Source organism: Nostoc commune NIES-4072 (assembly GCF_003113895.1).
Lineage (GTDB): Bacteria > Cyanobacteriota > Cyanobacteriia > Cyanobacteriales > Nostocaceae > Nostoc > Nostoc commune.
The window spans coordinates 5,621,708-5,639,610 of the sequence record NZ_BDUD01000001.1 but is presented as its reverse complement, the minus strand read 5'-3'; the positions used below and the strand labels follow the sequence as shown (position 1 = coordinate 5,639,610).

The following is a 17,903-nucleotide window of genomic DNA, read 5'->3' as shown; positions in this document are numbered from 1 at the left end:
CCTGTTAAAAGTTCCCTTTTTGCCTTAATTTTGAATTTTGATGTAAGCGCGATCGCTCTTTAACGGGTAAAGTAAACTCTGTTTAGGGGAGATATACGCAGCGATCGCATACTATCTCACCCATCGCCAAGAAATCGACAATTACCTAGAGCAGCGTCGCCAAAAAGCTCAACAACAGCGAAATCAATTTGTCCAGCAGTATAATTTAGCTAATCTTAGGCAGCGCTTGCGCGATCGCTATCAGCCCCAAGGAGAATTATAGCCATCGCCCTTAGGCATAAGTTGAATTAGCGATCGCGTTCTTGTTTTAGGGAGCGATGGGGGGAAAGCATCCTTTATCCATCACCTTCATCTAGATATTTCAGGAAAGAATGAACACCCAATAACTGAATGCCATAGCTTGCCATTACCGCTCTCAAGTCATCATCAGCCCGCAAGTCATCATCCCCAGATACGATAATCTCCGCTTTGCCATCAATCGCTGTAGCCAACACAGGTAAATCTTTGGGATCTCGACAATTAGGCGGAACAGTTTTCAACTCAACCCATAAGGCGCGGTACTGCAACTGTTGTTCTAGGCGAATCGCCTGACTAGAGTCAATCCGCTCTCTTAAACGGGGGCGATTCCAAACAAGATGGAGTTCTTCCATGAGGGGTTGACTCATTACCAACTGGAATTTATCCTCATTAAATGCTGCCAAAATCGGCAATGTAACTCGCCCTTTCAGCAAAATACGAATCCAAATGTTGGTGTCGATGACCACTCGCAACATTAGACCTGCTGGGATTGCTGACGCACAGCTTTAATTTCAGCCCTGATTTCATCGTCTGTAATCTCATTCACGGGGGGTTCGGCATAAAGTTCTTGAATTAAAGCCGTCAAATCTGAACGTAAATCTATTTGAATCAAGGCTCTAGCGACTTTTGCTCGTTCGTCTGGCTGCAACTGTTGTACCGCCGTAATGAGTTGTTCCAAAGTAATTGGGATCGATACCATGTCAGTACCCATCATGATGGTTTCTTAAATTTTAGTGCGTTTGTGCGATCGCTATCATTCCCAAGGAGAATTGACGACTTGTATTTATTCGTTTGTTGCAGTCAGTCTGGCAAATATGAAGGTCAGATCCTTTTTATTCCTTTTTTTGATTGTCATTGGCGATCGCGGGTCAAAATGAAATCAATCGACTTGAGAGAGCGATCGCTTGTTTAGAGATATAGCATTATAGGACTTACGCAAAAATTGCTAAAAAGCGCGCAATCGTTCACCGATTAACGCTTGCCCTCTTGTCTGCCACATACCAGAATTGCGCGATAACCCAGACTATTACTCACAAAAGAAAACGCTACCGCAGCTTAAAAAGACTCATCCTTGGTACGGCGAAATTTACTCGCAGGTACTACAAGATATAGTCAAACGAGTTAAGGTAACTTTTGACCGTTTTCTTAAAGGTGATAGTAATGGAAAACGAAGTGGACGACCTCGGTTTAAGTCACGCGACCGTTATCGCACGTTCACATATCCACAGATGAAGGATGGATGTTTGCAAGGCAATCTAATTACTTTGCCCATGTTCGGCATAGTTAAAGTCCTAAAGCATCGTCCTATTCCAGATGGCTTTAAAATTAAAACTGCATCTGTTACCAAAAAAGCTGATGGATATTATTTAACTTTAAGCCTTGAAGATACGACAGTACCAAATATTAAACCTGATTTCAATGCAGACTCAATTACAGGTATTGATCTCGGTTTAAAAGAGTTTTTGACAACTTCCGAGGGTGATGTTGTTTCAATCCCTCAGCATTACCGGAAATCTCAGAAGCGATTACGGGCTATTCAAAAACGTATCTCACGCCGTAAGAAAGGGAGTAATCGGCGCAAAAAAGCTATTAAATCAGTTATCAGTTATCAGTCCTGAAAGCGTATGGTGGGGGATTTAGACCCGCCACCAACGCATTCCACCTCTTTGTGGGGGACTTAAACCCAGGGATAAATAGATCACTGATAACTGTTTACTGTTCACTGTTCACTGTTAAAGCTCATCGAGTATCCGTTCGCGTAGCGTCTTTGCCAGGAGAAGCAATAGCTGGATTTGGTGAGAAGCCTACACTGTACTGTACTCAGTCAGTGTAGGAGTATGTCACAAATTCCCATCTGCACAAGAGCACCCCTGCCCCTGGAGAATCCTTACGCCGCCTACCCTTCAGCTTAACAAGCGTGCCATTCGGTATTGAACCAATATCATCCACTCCAAGCTAAAGAGGCTCTAGCCCCGGCTATATGTTCTTCCTTTCCAGTTAGCAAAGCGAATAAGGCGTATTCCACGGGATTAGCATTCCAGAGTTCTATGATGTGTTCCTTCATATAAGACCATACGATCCCACCAGCAGTTTGGTAATGCTTAAGCACATCCAGGAGAACTTGCTCACCGAAGGCGGCATAGAAACAGACGAAATCCTTGGCGGGATCGCTTACTGCGGCTTCTGTCCAATCGATTAGTCCCATCAAATTTCCGTCTTTGTCCACAAGCGTATGACCAGGGTGAAAGTCTCCGTGAATCAAAGCCGAATGCCCAGGCCACAAGGCATCATTGGCAATCCAGTCCTGCCAACGTGCCCAGCGTGTATCAGAAACACCAAGCAGTTCTCTGGTCTTCTCCATATTCTCTGCCATAGATTGCCGCACTTGATCAACTGTTTTAACTCGGATACTGAATTGTTTCACTACCTCAAGGCGTGTTCTGTGGAGTTGCGCCAGTGTTTTTGCCACAGAAGAAATGTATACAGCAGGCGGGGACTTCGGATCAATGTACCATACATAATCACCGATATCTGGATCTATGGTTCCGGCAGGAATTCCCTTTAATAGCGGATAGGCAACCAGTTCATCCGAAACAATTTTCCAGATGGGAACGCTCACATCGACTTGGCTTTTAACCAGTTCAAGAACTTCTCTTTCATAATACATACGCTCAAGAACATCAAGTCTTCTGGGAAATCGCAATACCCATTTGGTATTATCCTCTTTGGCAATAGCAAACGTAGTAATAAAGTCCATTCCCGATTTGTTAATATTTAAGTTGTCTGCGTCCAAAATGAAGCCATTTTTCTCGGCGATGCTGAATATTGTCCTGATTTGGTAGTCTTCAGTAACAGATTTAGTCATTTTAAATTCGCTCCTTCATGAGCATTGGCTAAGATGTATATCAGGCGTTCACCTCAAATTAGCCCAACGTAACATCAATAATATATAGCCGCACTACACCTTTGGGCTATTAACTAGAATGGGTGGCTGAAAGTATTTATTACTCGTGTTCGTGAGCGGTGTCACCACATAAGTGTGTTTTACCAACTTAGGGTCATAAAAAACCCATCATTTAATACTCCAACACGACTTTGAAGTACCTCAACACGACTTTGAAGTACCTCAACACGACTTTGAAGTACCTCAATACGACTTTGAAGTACCTCAACACGACTTTGAAGTACCTCAACACGACTTTGAAGTACCTCAACACGACTTTGAAGTACCTCAACACGACTTTGAAGTACCTCAACACGATGTTGAAGTACCTCAACACGATGTTGAAGTACCTCAACACGACTTTGAAGTACCTCAACATGACTTTGAGGTATCTGTTGCTTATTTGATGTTACTTTTTTGACAAATTTAATAAATACCTCAGTACAATCCACTAAAAATAATTAGGTCGATCTTAATTTGCTTTAATTTTTCCGAATTATTTCTCAGAGAAGTTTATGGTTGCATTGGCTAGAGTACATGCAGTAATCCTATAACTTCCTTCAGGAGCGCATTTTATGGCACGACTAAAACGCAGTTCACCGACTCTAGAAAAGGCTCTCCGTCGAATTGCAGGAATGCGATCAATTAGCCCTACACTAGAATTTGGCAACGGATTAAATTTGACAGACTACGACAGCCGCATCCAAAACTTGCAAACCCAGCTATCTACCTACAACACTTTACTCTCTAGCATAGATGAAATGGCAGGTCGCCTCTCTCTAATTGAAGAAGAATTGCGCGGCTACTCTGAAAAGATGTTAATGAGTGTGGCAGCCCATTATGGCAAAGACAGTTTGCAATATATCCAGGCGGGAGGCAAGCCACGCAAGAAAATATCACGCCGTTCCAGCAACACCCAATCCCCATCTGAGAGTACAGCTACAATCTTGAATGGTGCAAACAACAATGGTAAAGAAACCTCTGTTGTTTTACATTAATCGTTGTTGAAGTAAAAAGGCGATCGCAGTTTGGATATGAATTAAAGAGCGATTGTTAACTGCTTCAGTCATCATAGTGAAATCGACAACTCAAAATGATGATTTCAGTTTCAGTCACTTCATACACTAAACGATGCTCATCCGTAATTCGTCGTGACCAATATCCGCTCAGTTCATGCTTTAGAGGTTCAGGTTTGCCAAGTCCAGTAAATGGTTGACGAACAATATCGTTAATCAGGGTGATGATCTTGCGATGAATTTTCTTATCTTTAGGACTTAGGCAAAAATTGCTAAAAAGCTTAATTTCTCGAACCGCCAAGACGCCAAGAGCGCCGAGAATTCGTAGAGTGTGCGTAAGTCCTAATCTTGTGCTGCCCACTCGTTAAATTGTTCAAATGCCTCAAGAACGAATGTTATATTCTTCATCCCATTCCTCAGGCGTAAAACTGACCAAGTTGGTCTTTGTTTCAATGTTTTGAATAGCGGTCATCAAGTGGCAACGATTGGCTTCAGTAGACAGCAAATACTCTGTCACATCTTGTTGAATAGATTGGTTAGCATTTGTCTCAACAACATCTTGTTCAACCAAAACAATCACTTCAACAACAGTTCCTTCCGCTAAGTCAGACGTTTGAATCTCGATTTTGCCATCCTTGCCAACAACCACTTGCTGTTTAATGCCACTTAACATGATTAAACCCTCATGGTGCTATATTTCAAATTAGTTTTAGCTTAACTTAGTATGATTGCAATGGCTAAAATGGTGAACGGGCGATCGCCAATATTGTAAGTTGGGTTTGGCTCACTCTGGAGACAACCAGGGATTCATAATCTCAATATTCGTTCCATCGAGGGTTAGCTTTTATTCTTCAGTTTTGTTTAAGTCCCGTTATGCCCCATATCTCCCCACTCCCCTATCCTGGCTTATGATCCAATCGGGTTGCCTGCTCTAGGGCGGCTTTTTCTTTGGCTCGGCGGACATAGGGTTGTAATTGGGCGCGATCGCAACCTGTTAAAATAATCAAGTTTTCCAAGCTGATCCCCCGCATTAACATTTCTACACGCCAGGTTTGTTGTGCTTGTGCTACGGCTGGCGTTTGTCCTTGGGGAGTTAAGAGTCCATCACTCCATATTTGCCAACGTGTCTGAAGCTCTAATTCTGAAAGCGGTTTGCCTGTTTCATTCAAAAACATGGCTGTTTGAGTATCTTTACGACTTTTCAGCCATTTGATTAAAGGATTATTAGTAAAAGAACCGTAGCGTTTGCCCAAAATCCATTGATTCACAGGTACTTGACGGACAAATCCTGGAATTGTGATTTGCAGGAAGTGCCCTTGAGTATCATATATTTGGTGCGATCGCTCTAAGCCAATTATTTCTGTAGCGGATAACCCAGCCCCAAATAACACATAAGCCAAGGCATAATCTCGTACTCCCCATTTTCTGGCTTGTTGCAGAATTTCGTGAACTAAACTAGCAGGCAAATCAGCTACTTCTGTGGTAATGAACCCGCCTTGTAAAGAGTTTATGGCTGATTCTGTTGAAGATGACATCGCTCCATGTAAAAACAACTCCACCAAATTTTCCAGAAAATCATCGCGATCCTCCCAAAGTTCGTGAAATTCGCTGGTAAACTCAATTACGGCATATCCCAAAATCATCCCATTCAGCAAACTGGCTAATTTTTCTGCCGGTAAATAAGTATTTAGGTGTCCTTGCTGGATTACAGTAGCTAAATACTGTGCTACATAGCGGTTTGCTTCTGTGACTCCCCTGCCTAGTGCGCGGCGATTTTCTGCCGGGAATTGGTCGGCTTCACCTACCACAGACCGGACGAACTCTGGCACTCTTTCTAATGCATGTAAGCTATCACTTGCATAATCTTTAAGAGCTTGATAGACATTGCCGGGAGGCGTTGCCCGCCGCACCAGCGATTCACCTAAATCCTTGAAAGCTGCGGACTCTTCCAGCACAGCCAAAAGCAGTCCATGCTTATTGCCAAAATTCCGAAATAAAGTCACTTCGTTGACTTCGGCTTTTTCAGCAATTTGGCGGGTTGTGGTAGCGCTAACTCCCTGAGCAGAAAACAACTCAAGTGCAGCTTGGATCAGGCGTTGACGAGTAGAAATAAGGTGAGACGACATAGAAAAATGCAAGTGGCACTTGCAGGGGTATCAGAGTTCTGCTAGCATAACAAATGTAAGTGATACTTGCTTTACTCTACTGTAACGAATTAGTATACAGGGTGGGTAAATCCCTTGTGGGATGGCATCCAAGAAAAGGCAAATTGCTTCATCATCCATCAACAGGAATTTTTATGACCGCAAATTTTGGGGCGATCGCCCCTGAGAGAGGCAAGTCACCTCAACTCAGTTGGACGAATGTGGTATTTTTTGCTACATTTCATGCTTTAGCACTTCTGTCTCCTTGGTTTTTCTCCTGGTCAGCATTAGGTTTGCTAGTGTTTCTGCACTGGTTATTCGGGAGCATTGGTATTTGTTTGGGATATCACCGACTACTGAGCCATCGGAGTTTCCAAGTTCCTAAGTGGTTAGAGTATGCGATCGCCCTTATTGGAGCGTTGGCTTTGCAAGGTGGGCCAATTTTTTGGGTAGGTGGACACCGCCAGCATCACGCCCACACAGAAGACATTAATTTAGACCCCTACTCTGCTCAAAGAGGCTTTTGGTGGAGCCATATACTATGGATTTTCTACCCACGCCCAGAATTTTTTGACTATGACACCTATAAAAAATATGCTCCTGATCTAGCAAGACAACCCTATTATTGCTGGTTAGATCGCTACTTCTTGCTATTGCAAATACCCTTCGCGCTGCTGCTTTATGTATTAGGAGGATGGCCTTTCGTATTCTACGGAGTGTTTCTTAGATGTGTCTTGCTTTGGCACTCAACCTGGTTTGTGAACTCAGCATCACACCTATGGGGTTATCGCACCTTTGATGCCAATGATGGCGCTCGTAATCTTTGGTGGGTATCCATCGTCACTTATGGAGAAGGATGGCACAACAACCATCATACTTATCCCCACATGGCAAAATCTGGATTTTCTTGGTGGGAGATTGATGTTACTTGGTGGAGCATCCTAGTTTTGCAGACTTTGGGTTTAGCTAAAAAAGTTGTTTCGCGTCCTCCTCAAGGTGCAACTCACGGCTAAATTGCAACTAAATTATCATGAATTGGTTAAGCCGATTGCTTCTCGCAGTCGGCTTAATAAGCTATTACGCATCTTAATTGCATATTTACATCATGCTCAATACATCTAGGTTTCACCAGACGATTCTGCTAGTTATCATCACATTTAACCTTATCTCTACTTGGTTACATTACATAGATAATGCATTATTTTTGAGTAGATATCCTGGCCCCGCATGGTTTACTTCTGTTGGAGTAATTAGTACTGTAATTGTGATGACTCCAGTCGGATTATTGGGATATTGGTTTTACACTAAAGGCAGGTTTTGGTCGGCGTACTTTTTATTAGCCTTATACTCAATCACTAGTATCTCCAGTCCAGTCCATTATCTCTTCCCGATGGTTGCTCCCATGTCTTTGAAAATGCATAGCCTAATTTGGCTGGATGGAGTTATGGGACTTTCACTGATAGGTTTTTTAGTGTGGTCTAGTTTTGTATTGAAAGAGTGGCGTAGTACACTAGCTCCAAATTGACATAACATAATATATAACTGAAATTGCCCACAGTTTTCTTAAGTCTAATTAAACAAAATCTGTTACTAGCTATTTCACGGTAAAATCTAACAGTTTAAATCACCGCAATATATCAAGCGTGAAAACTGACAGCATTTTTTATCGCCTTTTTCAAGAACTTCCTGGTATATTTTTTTAATTAATTGGTAATCCACCCCAAATCGCAGAGGCTTATAAATTCTCTTCAATTGAAATTAAGCAAACTGCATTCCGTATAGATGGAGTTTTTTTGCCAACCCAAGGGGAAGAAAATCCGATTTACTTTGTGGAAGTCCAGTTTCAAACTGATACAGAAATTTATTCACGCTTATTTTCAGAAATTTCTTTATACTTACGTCAAAATAAACCTAAAAATTCTTGGCGAGGAGTAGTTATCTATCCCAATCGCAGTTTAGATACAGCAGATATCAAGAATTACAGTGAATTTTTCATCAGTCAGCGCATCAGTCGCATTTATCTTAATGAATTAGGTGAAACTGCATCATTGCCAGTTGGAATTGCTACGATGAAATTAGTGGTTGATGAAGAGGAGACTGCAATTACATCTGCTAGGCAGTTAATAGACAGAACCCAGCAAGAAATCAACATTGAAGCACAACGACGGCAGTTACTAGAATTGATAGAGACAATTTTGGTTTACAAGTTTCCGACAATGAGTCGAGAGGAGATTGAAGGTATGTTTGGGTTAAGTGATTTGAAACAAACACGAGTTTATCAAGAAGGCAAGCAAGAAGGTAAGCAAGAAGGCAAACAACAAGGAGCGCGTGAAGAAAAGTTTAGAATGATACCTTTGTTGTTGAGATTGGGATTGAGTTTTGAAGAAGCAGCGAAAGAGTTAGGTTTAAGCCTAGAAGAGATTCAGCAAGAAATGCAAAAACAGCCTCCAAGTCAGGATACGTAACCTACAATTAGCAGCGATCGCAGATACCTCTAAATATTCCTGCTATTTTCCATTCCCATTAATTCTTTATTTTTTATTATGATTTCGCTCTCTCCCATTCTCCAAGCTAGACTTTCCCAACCACTCAAAATTGGCTCCTTTGAGGTAAAAAGTCGGGTTCTCCAGTCGCCCTTATCTGGGGTGACAGATATGGTGTTTCGCCGGATTGTGCGTCGCTATGCACCAGATTCGATGATGTATACCGAAATGGTGAATGCTACCGGGTTGCATTATGTCAAGCAGTTACCCAAAATCATGGAGGTAGACCCAAATGAGCGCCCAATTAGTGTTCAACTATTTGATTGTCGTCCAGATTTTCTAGCAGAAGCAGCCATAAAAGCAGTTGCCGAAGGTGCTGATAGTGTAGATATTAATATGGGTTGTCCGGTAAATAAAATCACTAAAAATGGTGGTGGTTCTTCGTTGTTGCGGCAACCAGAAGTAGCAGAGGCAATTGTGCGGGAAGTGGTAAAAGCTGTTGATGTACCTGTGACAGTAAAAACCCGTATTGGCTGGAATGACAACGAAATTACTATTCTCGACTTTGCCAAGCGGATGGAAGATGCTGGGGCGAAAATGATCACAGTCCACGGACGCACCCGCGCCCAAGGATACAATGGCAATGCCCGTTGGGAATGGATTGCGCGTGTGAAAGAAGTGCTTTCTATCCCAGTCATTGGGAATGGAGATATTTTTTCGGTTGAAGCGGCGGTGAAATGTTTAGAACAAACTGGCGCTGATGGTGTGATGTGTTCCCGTGGGACTTTGGGTTATCCCTTTTTGGTGGGAGAAATTGATCACTTCCTAAAAACTGGAGAGATATTACCATCACCAACCCCGATTCAACGCTTGGAATGTGCAAGAGATCATTTACAAGCCTTATGGGAATATAAAGGCGATCGCGGTGTACGTCAAGCCCGTAAGCACATGACTTGGTATGCGAAAGGTTTCGTTGGTGCTGCCGAACTCCGAGGACAGCTAAGTTTAGTTGAAAAAGTAGATCAGGGTTTAGCAATGATTGACCAAGCAATTGAAAAATTAGCTAATGGTTATGAACTTGAAGAAGAAACACAAAGTAGTTTGGTAATGCTTTAATATCTTTAACTAGCGAAAGTGGAGGTTCACAATGTTAGTTTCCAAACACAACGATGTTGTACCCGTCCCCGAAATCTGCTCATTAGAAGACTTCATGGCAAATCCTCCAGAGGGAATGGAGTGGGTAGACGAGCAACTAGTAGAAAAAACAGGGATGACATTAAAACACAGCGAAATTCAGTTTAATATTGGTTTTTATTGGAGAAGTTATATCAACTCCATTCAACAAGGTGGGAAAGTTTATACTGAAGTACCTTGTCGCACATATAAACAGGGTCGCCGTCCTGACGTAGCTTATCTGACACCTCAGTTGGTAGCTGAGTTTGGTGATGTTCCCACTTTGCCACAGAGTTTCCCATTAATTGCTGAAATAGTTTCACCCACCGATTTAGCTGAAGAATTATTTCTCAAAGCACAGGAGTATTTGCAGTCTGGTTGCGAGGAAATTTGGCTAGTATTTCCTGAAAGTCAGTTAGTTTTTGTAATGACTGATAATCAGGTTTTGGGGTTTAAAGCTGGTGATGTGGTTAGTACTCAAAAAGTATTACTGGGTTTTAGTGTAACTATAAACGAATTGTTGACTTGAAAATTAATTATAACTTACGCCAAAATTGTTGAATTAATAGAATATTCGTTTCACTCTCTAATAGGGATTTAAGTTAATTGCAATTGATATTGACATTCTCGGACTCAAAACACCGTTTGAGTTTCAATCCCTAATAGGGATTTAAGTTAATTGCAATTCCGCGCTAGGGCTAGGTTACAAGAACTTGAGTTATTTGTTTTACCGTTTCAATCCCTAATAGGGATTTAAGTTAATTGCAATACTGTGAAACACTATGTGTTGCACTCTAGCATGAGTTTCAATCCCTAATAGGGATTTAAGTTAATTGCAATAATTAAACAATGAATTGTCATCCAATATTAGCTTTGTTTCAATCCCTAATAGGGATTTAAGTTAATTGCAATGTAATACTGGCTTCACATCTGCGGCTATTGGATGTTTCAATCCCTAATAGGGATTTAAGTTAATTGCAATTTTTACAAATTTCTCCTTGGATGTGATAGCTAAGGTTTCAATCCCTAATAGGGATTTAAGTTAATTGCAATGCATGATCAGTTATTGCTGAGGTGTTTTCCGACGTTTCAATCCCTAATAGGGATTTAAGTTAATTGCAATAACGTGGTACTGTACATCACACCGAATGCGAGGGTTTCAATCCCTAATAGGGATTTAAGTTAATTGCAATTCAAGCGCAGGCTATGATCCAGTGTGGGTTTACTCGTTTCAATCCCTAATAGGGATTTAAGTTAATTGCAATCTGCGATCGCTCGTCACCGTGAGCAGATGCAATATTGTTTGTTTCAATCCCTAATAGGGATTTAAGTTAATTGCAATCTTCGGGGTATCGGCGCTCAATGGGGGCGCTGTTTCAATCCCTAATAGGGATTTAAGTTAATTGCAATCTCAGTGGGCTGAAAGCGATCGCGTGTTCAAGGTGATGGATAGTTTCAATCCCTAATAGGGATTTAAGTTAATTGCAATTTTACACTTGCCCACTATTTACCAGTTAGAACCAAACAGTTTCAATCCCTAATAGGGATTTAAGTTAATTGCAATTTGGGGCAGTAAATTCCTTTGACCCAAACAGGTTTCAATCCCTAATAGGGATTTAAGTTAATTGCAATCGCTGGCGTCTGAAAGCGCTGCTGTATTTGGTTTTCAAGGTTCAGTTGCGCGAATGAACGAATCATAACACAGGGAATAGCCATAGCACAAGATGCAAATCGCTGAAAAGCAGTCCCCATAAGGCGCGCGGATGGTTTGAAAGTACCATTGCCCTCAAAGTCTTGTATAGATTGAGCGTACAGCCTTTTTTACTCCTTCTCATTTTGTACACCTACCCATCCGCGCATTTGGCAAGAAAATTAGTCTAATTACCGATCGCTACCTCTATTAAACCAATTCGCAATTCGCAATGGGCTAACGCCCCGCTCCGCTAACGCAATTCGCAATTACGTTTTGTGACGGGGATTTAGACCCCGACACAAAACGTGCTGCCTATCTTGCTGGGGACTTAAACCCCCAAAGTTCGTTAAAATAAGCGATCGCCTAATCCTTGCACACCTTAATTTACCAAGTCAGGGAATACCTCTTGCACAGCAGGATGTACTAAGCGATGGTTCTGCACGTTTACACCTTTAGCTAATGCTGGGTTAACTTCCAGTGCCTTAATTCCTAAATTCGCCAACTGGACAACATAAGGTAAAGTACTATTATTAAGTGCTTGGGTTGCTGTCCAAGGTACTGCTCCTGGCATATTGGGAACGCCATAATGCACTACACCCTCTTCAACGTATACCGGATTGGTGTGAGATGTAGGATGTAAAGTTTCTATGCAACCGCCTTGGTCAACAGCTACATCAACTATTACAGAACCAAGACGCATTTGTTTGACCAATTCGCGGGATACTAATATTGGCGCTCTCCGTCCCAGTACTAAAACTGCACCGATGAGCAAATCGGCTTCTTTGACTGCGGCTTCAATATGAGCAGAGTTGCTGTAAAGCAATTCGACTCTAGAGCCAAAAAGGGTTTCTAAATAAGATAAACGCTCGACACTCACATCTAAAATCTGGACGCTAGCACCCATGCCTACAGCAATTTTAGCTGCTTCTGTGCCGACAACTCCGCCACCTAAAATTACTACTTTACCTGGTTGGACTCCAGGGACACCACCTAAAAGAACTCCTCTACCACCTTGCTGACGTTCTAGGAATCTCGCCCCAAATTGTACTGCTAGCCGACCAGCAATAACGCTCATCGGCGTGAGCAAGGGTAGTCTGTTAGCACCTGGTTGTTCTACAGTTTCGTAAGCGATCGCAGTTGTGCCACAATCAATTAAATGCTCTGTCAATTTGCGATCGGCTGCTAAATGTAAATAAGTAAATAATATCTGCCCTTTCTGCAAAAATTTATACTCAGATGTCAGAGGCTCTTTGACTTTAACAACTAATTCCCGATTCCAAGCCGTTTCTGATGTAGGGACAATTTCGGCTCCAGCACTTCTGTAGTCGTTATCTGAAAATCCAGCACCATTACCTGCTTGCGTCTCGACAAAGATACTATGACCATTTTCCCGCAGTACCCGCACACTAGAAGGACTTAAACCTACCCGAAATTCTTGATCTTTATTTTCCTTGGGAACGCCAATTTCCATATATCGCCTCTGATTAATTTTTTTGTTTAACTGTAGCCTGCGAATTTCAAGCTTGCTACTTTCCTCTTACGACTGGTCTATTACAGATAGCTGTATTAGAGATAATTAATCTGTGTCCTAAGTTTCTCAATTTAATTTGAGTAGCTCCAAACTCTTACCCTTGACTATTGCCCCAGTATTTATACAATATATAAAGAATAGTAACAATTTATTAAAAGACCGATTGTATAGCTCCCTACTAGGAAGCTTTTGCTGAATTTATCAAGTCATCTTGACATTCAAGTACTGCAATCAGCTTTTAAGGGTAAAAGCACAAGTCTATTCTTTTAACTTTTGCCGCTTATCTTCAACAACTCCTGCGAAGTTTAATATCAAGTCCCGTTTGCCGAAAAAAGGTTTTTTAAAAATGACACAAACACAACCAACGATTACACCTAAATTAGAGGAGCCTAAGTTTGGCTTTAACGAATATGCTGAACGCTTGAATGGTCGAGCGGCAATGATTGGCTTCGCTTTGCTGCTGGTGATTGAATACGTCACCAATCAAGGGGTGCTATCATGGCTGGGTCTGAAGTAGTGCCATTAACAAGCACAAGGTAGAAGTTGTAAGCTAGTAATTAAAAGAGTTTCAACCAGCTGGAACAACCAGTTGGTTTGACTTTAAGATTTGATAGCCAATTACTTCGCCTTAGATACTTCAATTAAACTTATTCGTAAATTATTGCCCTAGAATGTAAGCAAGAGAGGAATCAAAATATTTATCAGTGATATAAATATTATAAACTTGCAACTAGTACAGTAGGGTGGAAATCCAGCTACTATGTCAATTAACAAGACTTGGCAAGGGGTAAAATCCCATAGTTAAAGGTAAGCAAAGTTCCGCCACGCTCTACTAATATATACAAGGCGATTAATGAGTCCACTTCCTCCCCTACTAAAGAAAATCATAATTTGTATCTGCCTTGCATAAGAAAGGCAAATTACGGGTGAGGTATTCTTGATAAATATACACAAAAGGTGAACTGGAACCAACCAAGCTGTGATGAATGCTGTATTACCTCGTTTTTTGAAGTCAACCTACCGAAAAGAGCCGCTAATCAGTGTATTGATAACAATGGGTGCTATAGATGCCCTAATTGGCGGATTGAATGATAGCTGGTCGTTGTTCGCTTTTGGTTTGGGAACAACAGGGATAGCGCTAGCTTTTAAGTTGTGGCGTTTCCAGCAGCGTCGTCCTCTACCAGAAGAACCTGTAGTGCAACATTATTTGCCCTCTCGTTCTTCTACTGCGCCTTTACCAATGTTAAGCGTTTCTAAGAAAAAACCACCTCTCTAGGAAGTGCAGAGTTATTACTTAATAACTCTGCAAAATTGATTGGAGTAACCGTATCTATAAAAGTGAGGAAAAAGAGTGAGTAGTGAGGGAAGAGGTGGGGATAATTTTCTACGCCCGTATATTATCCTGGCGTTTATGGCAGCTATTGCCCTTCCAGTGATTACCTGGCAAGGGTTTTATATTCATAAAGCTGATGCTGCCATTGAGGTAACACCAAACTCCCAAACTACCAACAGCTTTGCTAATGCCCAACTACTTTATACATTCATAGGACATACCGGAACCGTTAAATCCCTCGCTTTCAGTCCAGATAGCAAAGTTCTGGTGAGTGGAGGCGCAGAAAACGAGGGTGTAATTCGTCTGTGGAACTTAGCAAACGGCAAAAAGTTAGCGAATATTAACAAAGCACACCAAACAGCCATAGAATCTTTAGTGATTTCACCAGATGGGCAAACCCTCGCTAGCTGTAGTGATGACAACACGATTAACCTCTGGAACCTAAAAAATTTTAAATTTACCCGATCTTTTGTTGGACATACCAGTAACGTATTATCTTTAGCAGTGTCTCCTGATAGTAAAGTTCTCATCAGTGGAGCTTTAGATGGGATTCGGATATGGGATTTGCTACAGCAGCGCCCGCTTGGTACTCTAGTACGTTTTGACAATTTGATTTATACCCTAGCCCTTAGTCCTGATGGGCAGACCTTAGCTAGTGGTGACAATAAGGGTGTAATCAAGCTGTGGAGTTTGAGTACTGGTAAATTAATCAGTGAATTTGCCGCTCACGATAATGCTGTTACCGGTGTGGCCTTTACACCAGATGGACAAACATTAGCTAGTGCTAGCCGCGATCGCACAATTAAACTATGGAATATTAATACTGGAGAATTAGTCCGCACCCTTATAGGACATAATAACTGGGTGAATGCGATCGCCATTAATCCCGATGGACAAACTCTTGCTAGTGCTGGCAGAGATGGCATTAAAGTGTGGAATTTAACTACAGGTGAGTTAATCAATACACTGAGCGGACATACAGACTGGGTGAGTGCGATCGCTTTTAGTCCTGATGGTAAAATTCTTGCCAGTGGTGGATTTGATCAACAAATCAAGATTTGGGGAACTCCACAAAACTTAATTAACAGCACTCGTACAAAATAATCGTAAACTAGTTGGTTTTCAATTCTATGTTGTACGCCAATAAACCCCATTCTCTCGCTGCATTAACTGGCAAGCAATGAACTCCCGTCGCAGGGTGGCGTAGTCGGGATGGTAGCGTTTAAGAATGTCATTTACCATGCGTTCAGGGTAGTTGACTCCTATATCAAACTGGTTTGCTAACCACTTGAGAATTACTAAGCGCTTTTTGCGACTAGCAGGGATTTCCTTAAGGTATCCGTCCTCGAAATAATTTTTCAACACTTTGCTTTCCCAAGCCTCAGTATCCACATCCTCAATCAAAGATGCTATCTTCTCAGGTGTAAAAATTTCCTTACTGATGCTTTGTAAAGCCTCACTATCCAATTGATATAGACGGCTATTACCTTCAGGACGCACAGTTACTAAATTTAGCTCTTTAAGTTTCGCTAAATGATGAGATACCGTAGGTTCCTTGAGTTGCAGTAGTGCCGCCAATTCTTCGACGCTGCACTCCTGATTCGCCAGGATACCTACAATCTTCAATCGGCTATCATCCGCTAATGCCTTGAAAAAGCGGAGTAAGATGTTAAATTGCTCTGGTTGCATAACTAACTTTTAATTAGACATCTATCTAATTAGAAGTATATCTAATTGAAAGCTCATCTCCCCAACTTTAACAGTGAACAGTGAACAGTAAACAGTTATCAGTGATCTATTTATCCCTGGGTTTAAGTCCCCCACCTCCAGGTGGAATGCGTTGGTGGCGGGTCTAAATCCCCCACCATACGCCTGATAACTGATAACTGATAACTGATAACTGATTTAAGAAGTCGGGGATCTTACTTGTTGTTAAGTTTAACTAAATTGTTCCTCTGCATCCAGGTTGAACAGCATTTGTAGAGTTTGCATACAGCGCCTTCTGGCTTCAACATCTTGCTGCGATCGCAATTGCACCATCGGGTCATGTAAAATTTTATTGACAATTCCCCGCGTTAATGCTTCAATCACCTCTTGATGTTTTTCAGCGAATTCCGAACCCAATCTCGACAAAGCTTTTTCTAACTCTTGTTCGCGGATGGTTTCGACTTTATTTCGCAGACAGCTAATAGTCGTCACAGTTTCCAGACTGCGCCACCAAATATCAAAGGCTTCCACTTCTTCCTCTAAAAGTCTTTCTGCTTCCTGTGCAATCTTCCGACGGCTTTCGTAGTTTTGCGCCACTACTGCCTTCAAATCATCCACATTAAATGCTTGCACATTTTCTAATTCATTTACATCCGCATGAACATTACGCGGCACAGAAATATCAAATAACATTAAAGAGCGCTGAACTTCTAAAACCATTTCCAATTTGGCACGGTCAAGTATTGGCTCTGTTGCTGAAGTACTTGTAAACACCAAATCACTATTAGCAATTACAGCCATCATTTCTGATAGCGGATGAATTTCGATAGGTTGCTGAGGGAACTGCTTTGTTAATTCTAGGGCACGTTCACGAGAGCGATTTACAATACTAATTTGCACAGCACCCTTAGAAATTAGGTGTTGCACCAGCAGCCGCGACATTTTACCAGCGCCTAGAATTACCACTCGACAAGCTGCTAAATTTGCTACTTTTATCTGCGCTAACTCTACAGCTGCCGAACTAATAGAAACAGCACCAGTACCAATACTAGTTTCAGTGCGAACCCGCTTACCAGCAGTCAGAGCTTGTTTAAATAATCGATTTAAAATGGTTTTTATACCGTTATATTGCTGTCCCAGTTTGTGAGTAGTTTTCACCTGAGCCAGAATTTGACCTTCTCCAAGTACCAGACTATCTAAACCACCTGCTACCCGCATAACGTGCATCACTGCATCATCATGTAGCAGCATAAACAAATGTTGTCGCAGAGAAAGCACGGGTAATTTACTGTATTCCGCAAGAAACTGCGTTATTTCCCGGATACCTTGGTCTGCTTCACTGGTAACAATGTAAATTTCCAGGCGGTTACAAGTGCTAAGAATTGCAACTTCGTCAATATGGGGATAGCTGGCCAGTTGAGCGATCGCACTTTCAATTTGTGGTTCTGGAATGCTCAGTTTTTCCCGGACTTCTACTGGGGCTGTTTTATGGCTTAACCCCACCACTGCTATATTCATTTGCTAAATCGTAGTTACTAGTTGGTAGTTGATAATAGGGCATTGAGTGAGAATAGGGAATGGG

Annotated in this window: 18 protein-coding genes, 2 pseudogenes and 1 CRISPR repeat array; of the genes and pseudogenes, 10 read left to right on the top strand and 10 right to left on the bottom strand. The window is 41.7% G+C overall.

Annotation, left to right across the window (positions count from 1 at the left end; genetic code table 11):
* Nucleotides 1-335: 335 nt before the first annotated feature.
* Nucleotides 336-773, bottom strand: coding sequence for a putative toxin-antitoxin system toxin component, PIN family (locus CDC33_RS25120; RefSeq protein WP_109011222.1), 438 nt, complete (start codon nt 771-773; stop codon nt 336-338).
* A complete protein-coding gene (locus CDC33_RS25115) occupies nt 773-997 on the bottom strand; it encodes a hypothetical protein (protein WP_229484255.1) in 225 nt (74 codons plus the stop codon). Before CDC33_RS25115 ends, CDC33_RS25120 begins: the two co-directional genes overlap by 1 nt.
* Before the next feature lie 256 nt (nt 998-1,253).
* Between CDC33_RS25115 and CDC33_RS25110 the strand changes: the two are divergent.
* Nucleotides 1,254-1,898, top strand: a pseudogene (locus tag CDC33_RS25110) (RNA-guided endonuclease InsQ/TnpB family protein); the annotation flags it as partial.
* A gap of 341 nt (nt 1,899-2,239) precedes the next feature.
* On the opposite strand, the gene CDC33_RS25105 reads toward CDC33_RS25110, so the two are convergent.
* Nucleotides 2,240-3,163 carry a macrolide 2'-phosphotransferase gene (locus tag CDC33_RS25105; protein ID WP_109011220.1) on the bottom strand — a complete coding sequence of 308 codons (924 nt, stop codon included), beginning with the start codon at nt 3,161-3,163 and terminating at the stop codon, nt 2,240-2,242.
* A gap of 179 nt (nt 3,164-3,342) precedes the next feature.
* The gene (locus CDC33_RS25100) at nt 3,343-3,693 is read right to left on the bottom strand and encodes a hypothetical protein (RefSeq protein ID WP_109011219.1); all 351 of its coding nucleotides are present in this window, start codon (nt 3,691-3,693) and stop codon (nt 3,343-3,345) included.
* Nucleotides 3,694-3,816: 123 nt separating this feature from the next.
* On the opposite strand from CDC33_RS25100, the gene CDC33_RS25095 reads away from it, so the two are divergent.
* Entirely contained in the window at nt 3,817-4,239 is a 423-nt protein-coding gene (locus tag CDC33_RS25095; RefSeq protein WP_109011218.1) for a hypothetical protein, read from the top strand.
* Nucleotides 4,240-4,303: 64 nt separating this feature from the next.
* Here the strand turns inward: CDC33_RS25095 and CDC33_RS25090 are convergent, their stop codons facing one another.
* The 3 genes from CDC33_RS25090 to CDC33_RS25080 form a co-directional block, all read right to left on the bottom strand.
* The gene (locus tag CDC33_RS25090; protein WP_439956627.1) at nt 4,304-4,618 is read right to left on the bottom strand and encodes a Txe/YoeB family addiction module toxin; all 315 of its coding nucleotides are present in this window, start codon (nt 4,616-4,618) and stop codon (nt 4,304-4,306) included.
* Between the two features lie 21 nt (nt 4,619-4,639).
* Nucleotides 4,640-4,930, bottom strand: coding sequence for a hypothetical protein (locus tag CDC33_RS25085; protein ID WP_109011217.1), 291 nt, complete (start codon nt 4,928-4,930; stop codon nt 4,640-4,642).
* A 223-nt stretch (nt 4,931-5,153) separates the two neighbouring features.
* Nucleotides 5,154-6,383, bottom strand: a complete 1,230-nt coding sequence (locus CDC33_RS25080) for a TetR family transcriptional regulator (RefSeq protein WP_109011216.1) — start codon at nt 6,381-6,383, stop codon at nt 5,154-5,156.
* Nucleotides 6,384-6,556: 173 nt separating this feature from the next.
* Between CDC33_RS25080 and CDC33_RS25075 the strand changes: the two genes are divergently transcribed.
* The 5 genes and pseudogenes from CDC33_RS25075 (at nt 6,557) to CDC33_RS25060 (ending at nt 10,586) form a co-directional block, all read left to right on the top strand.
* Nucleotides 6,557-7,414: an acyl-CoA desaturase gene (locus tag CDC33_RS25075; RefSeq protein ID WP_109011215.1), complete on the top strand. Its 858-nt coding sequence runs from the start codon at nt 6,557-6,559 to the stop codon at nt 7,412-7,414.
* Nucleotides 7,415-7,506: 92 nt separating this feature from the next.
* A complete protein-coding gene (locus CDC33_RS37945) occupies nt 7,507-7,926 on the top strand; it encodes a hypothetical protein (RefSeq protein WP_146195860.1) in 420 nt (139 codons plus the stop codon).
* Nucleotides 7,927-8,044: 118 nt separating this feature from the next.
* Nucleotides 8,045-8,866, top strand: a pseudogene (locus tag CDC33_RS25070) (Rpn family recombination-promoting nuclease/putative transposase).
* A 78-nt stretch (nt 8,867-8,944) separates the two neighbouring features.
* Nucleotides 8,945-10,000, top strand: a complete 1,056-nt coding sequence (dusB, locus tag CDC33_RS25065; protein ID WP_109011214.1) for a tRNA dihydrouridine synthase DusB — start codon at nt 8,945-8,947, stop codon at nt 9,998-10,000.
* 31 nt (nt 10,001-10,031) lie between these two features.
* Entirely contained in the window at nt 10,032-10,586 is a 555-nt protein-coding gene (locus tag CDC33_RS25060; protein ID WP_109011213.1) for a Uma2 family endonuclease, read from the top strand.
* A gap of 47 nt (nt 10,587-10,633) precedes the next feature.
* A CRISPR array of direct repeats spans nt 10,634-11,689; the repeat unit is 37 nt; unit sequence GTTTCAATCCCTAATAGGGATTTAAGTTAATTGCAAT.
* A gap of 440 nt (nt 11,690-12,129) precedes the next feature.
* Here the strand turns inward: CDC33_RS25060 and ald are convergent.
* On the bottom strand, nt 12,130-13,221 hold the full coding sequence (gene ald / locus CDC33_RS25055) for an alanine dehydrogenase (protein ID WP_109011212.1): 1,092 nt from the start codon (nt 13,219-13,221) through the stop codon (nt 12,130-12,132).
* 406 nt (nt 13,222-13,627) lie between these two features.
* On the opposite strand from ald, the gene CDC33_RS39075 reads away from it, so the two are divergent.
* The 3 genes from CDC33_RS39075 (at nt 13,628) to CDC33_RS25040 (ending at nt 15,718) form a co-directional block, all read left to right on the top strand.
* Complete coding sequence (locus CDC33_RS39075) at nt 13,628-13,798, top strand: CAB/ELIP/HLIP family chlorophyll-binding protein (RefSeq protein WP_094331136.1); 171 nt, start codon at nt 13,628-13,630, stop codon at nt 13,796-13,798.
* Nucleotides 13,799-14,263: 465 nt separating this feature from the next.
* Complete coding sequence (locus tag CDC33_RS25045) at nt 14,264-14,557, top strand: hypothetical protein (protein ID WP_109011210.1); 294 nt, start codon at nt 14,264-14,266, stop codon at nt 14,555-14,557.
* Nucleotides 14,558-14,692: 135 nt separating this feature from the next.
* Entirely contained in the window at nt 14,693-15,718 is a 1,026-nt protein-coding gene (locus CDC33_RS25040) for a WD40 repeat domain-containing protein (RefSeq protein ID WP_109011209.1), read from the top strand.
* 24 nt (nt 15,719-15,742) lie between these two features.
* Here the strand turns inward: CDC33_RS25040 and CDC33_RS25035 are convergent, their stop codons facing one another.
* Both CDC33_RS25035 and CDC33_RS25030 read right to left on the bottom strand, forming a co-directional pair.
* A complete protein-coding gene (locus tag CDC33_RS25035) occupies nt 15,743-16,303 on the bottom strand; it encodes a DUF2087 domain-containing protein (RefSeq protein ID WP_109011208.1) in 561 nt (186 codons plus the stop codon).
* 249 nt (nt 16,304-16,552) lie between these two features.
* Nucleotides 16,553-17,839: a glutamyl-tRNA reductase gene (locus tag CDC33_RS25030; protein WP_109011207.1), complete on the bottom strand. Its 1,287-nt coding sequence runs from the start codon at nt 17,837-17,839 to the stop codon at nt 16,553-16,555.
* Nucleotides 17,840-17,903 lie beyond the last annotated feature (64 nt).

What these genes read in the sequence shown, in the direction of transcription:
- CDC33_RS25120 (WP_109011222.1), bottom strand. Translation starts at nt 773, where the DNA reads ATGTTGCGAGTGGTCATCGACACCAACATTTGGATTCGTATTTTGCTG.
- CDC33_RS25115 (WP_229484255.1), bottom strand. Translation starts at nt 997, where the DNA reads ATGGTATCGATCCCAATTACTTTGGAACAACTCATTACGGCGGTACAA.
- CDC33_RS25105 (WP_109011220.1), bottom strand. Translation starts at nt 3,163, where the DNA reads ATGACTAAATCTGTTACTGAAGACTACCAAATCAGGACAATATTCAGC.
- CDC33_RS25095 (WP_109011218.1), top strand. Translation starts at nt 3,817, where the DNA reads ATGGCACGACTAAAACGCAGTTCACCGACTCTAGAAAAGGCTCTCCGT.
- CDC33_RS25085 (WP_109011217.1), bottom strand. Translation starts at nt 4,930, where the DNA reads ATGTTAAGTGGCATTAAACAGCAAGTGGTTGTTGGCAAGGATGGCAAA.
- CDC33_RS25080 (WP_109011216.1), bottom strand. Translation starts at nt 6,383, where the DNA reads ATGTCGTCTCACCTTATTTCTACTCGTCAACGCCTGATCCAAGCTGCA.
- CDC33_RS25075 (WP_109011215.1), top strand. Translation starts at nt 6,557, where the DNA reads ATGACCGCAAATTTTGGGGCGATCGCCCCTGAGAGAGGCAAGTCACCT.
- CDC33_RS37945 (WP_146195860.1), top strand. Translation starts at nt 7,507, where the DNA reads ATGCTCAATACATCTAGGTTTCACCAGACGATTCTGCTAGTTATCATC.
- dusB (WP_109011214.1), top strand. Translation starts at nt 8,945, where the DNA reads ATGATTTCGCTCTCTCCCATTCTCCAAGCTAGACTTTCCCAACCACTC.
- CDC33_RS25060 (WP_109011213.1), top strand. Translation starts at nt 10,032, where the DNA reads ATGTTAGTTTCCAAACACAACGATGTTGTACCCGTCCCCGAAATCTGC.
- ald (WP_109011212.1), bottom strand. Translation starts at nt 13,221, where the DNA reads ATGGAAATTGGCGTTCCCAAGGAAAATAAAGATCAAGAATTTCGGGTA.
- CDC33_RS39075 (WP_094331136.1), top strand. Translation starts at nt 13,628, where the DNA reads ATGACACAAACACAACCAACGATTACACCTAAATTAGAGGAGCCTAAG.
- CDC33_RS25045 (WP_109011210.1), top strand. Translation starts at nt 14,264, where the DNA reads ATGAATGCTGTATTACCTCGTTTTTTGAAGTCAACCTACCGAAAAGAG.
- CDC33_RS25040 (WP_109011209.1), top strand. Translation starts at nt 14,693, where the DNA reads ATGGCAGCTATTGCCCTTCCAGTGATTACCTGGCAAGGGTTTTATATT.
- CDC33_RS25035 (WP_109011208.1), bottom strand. Translation starts at nt 16,303, where the DNA reads ATGCAACCAGAGCAATTTAACATCTTACTCCGCTTTTTCAAGGCATTA.
- CDC33_RS25030 (WP_109011207.1), bottom strand. Translation starts at nt 17,839, where the DNA reads ATGAATATAGCAGTGGTGGGGTTAAGCCATAAAACAGCCCCAGTAGAA.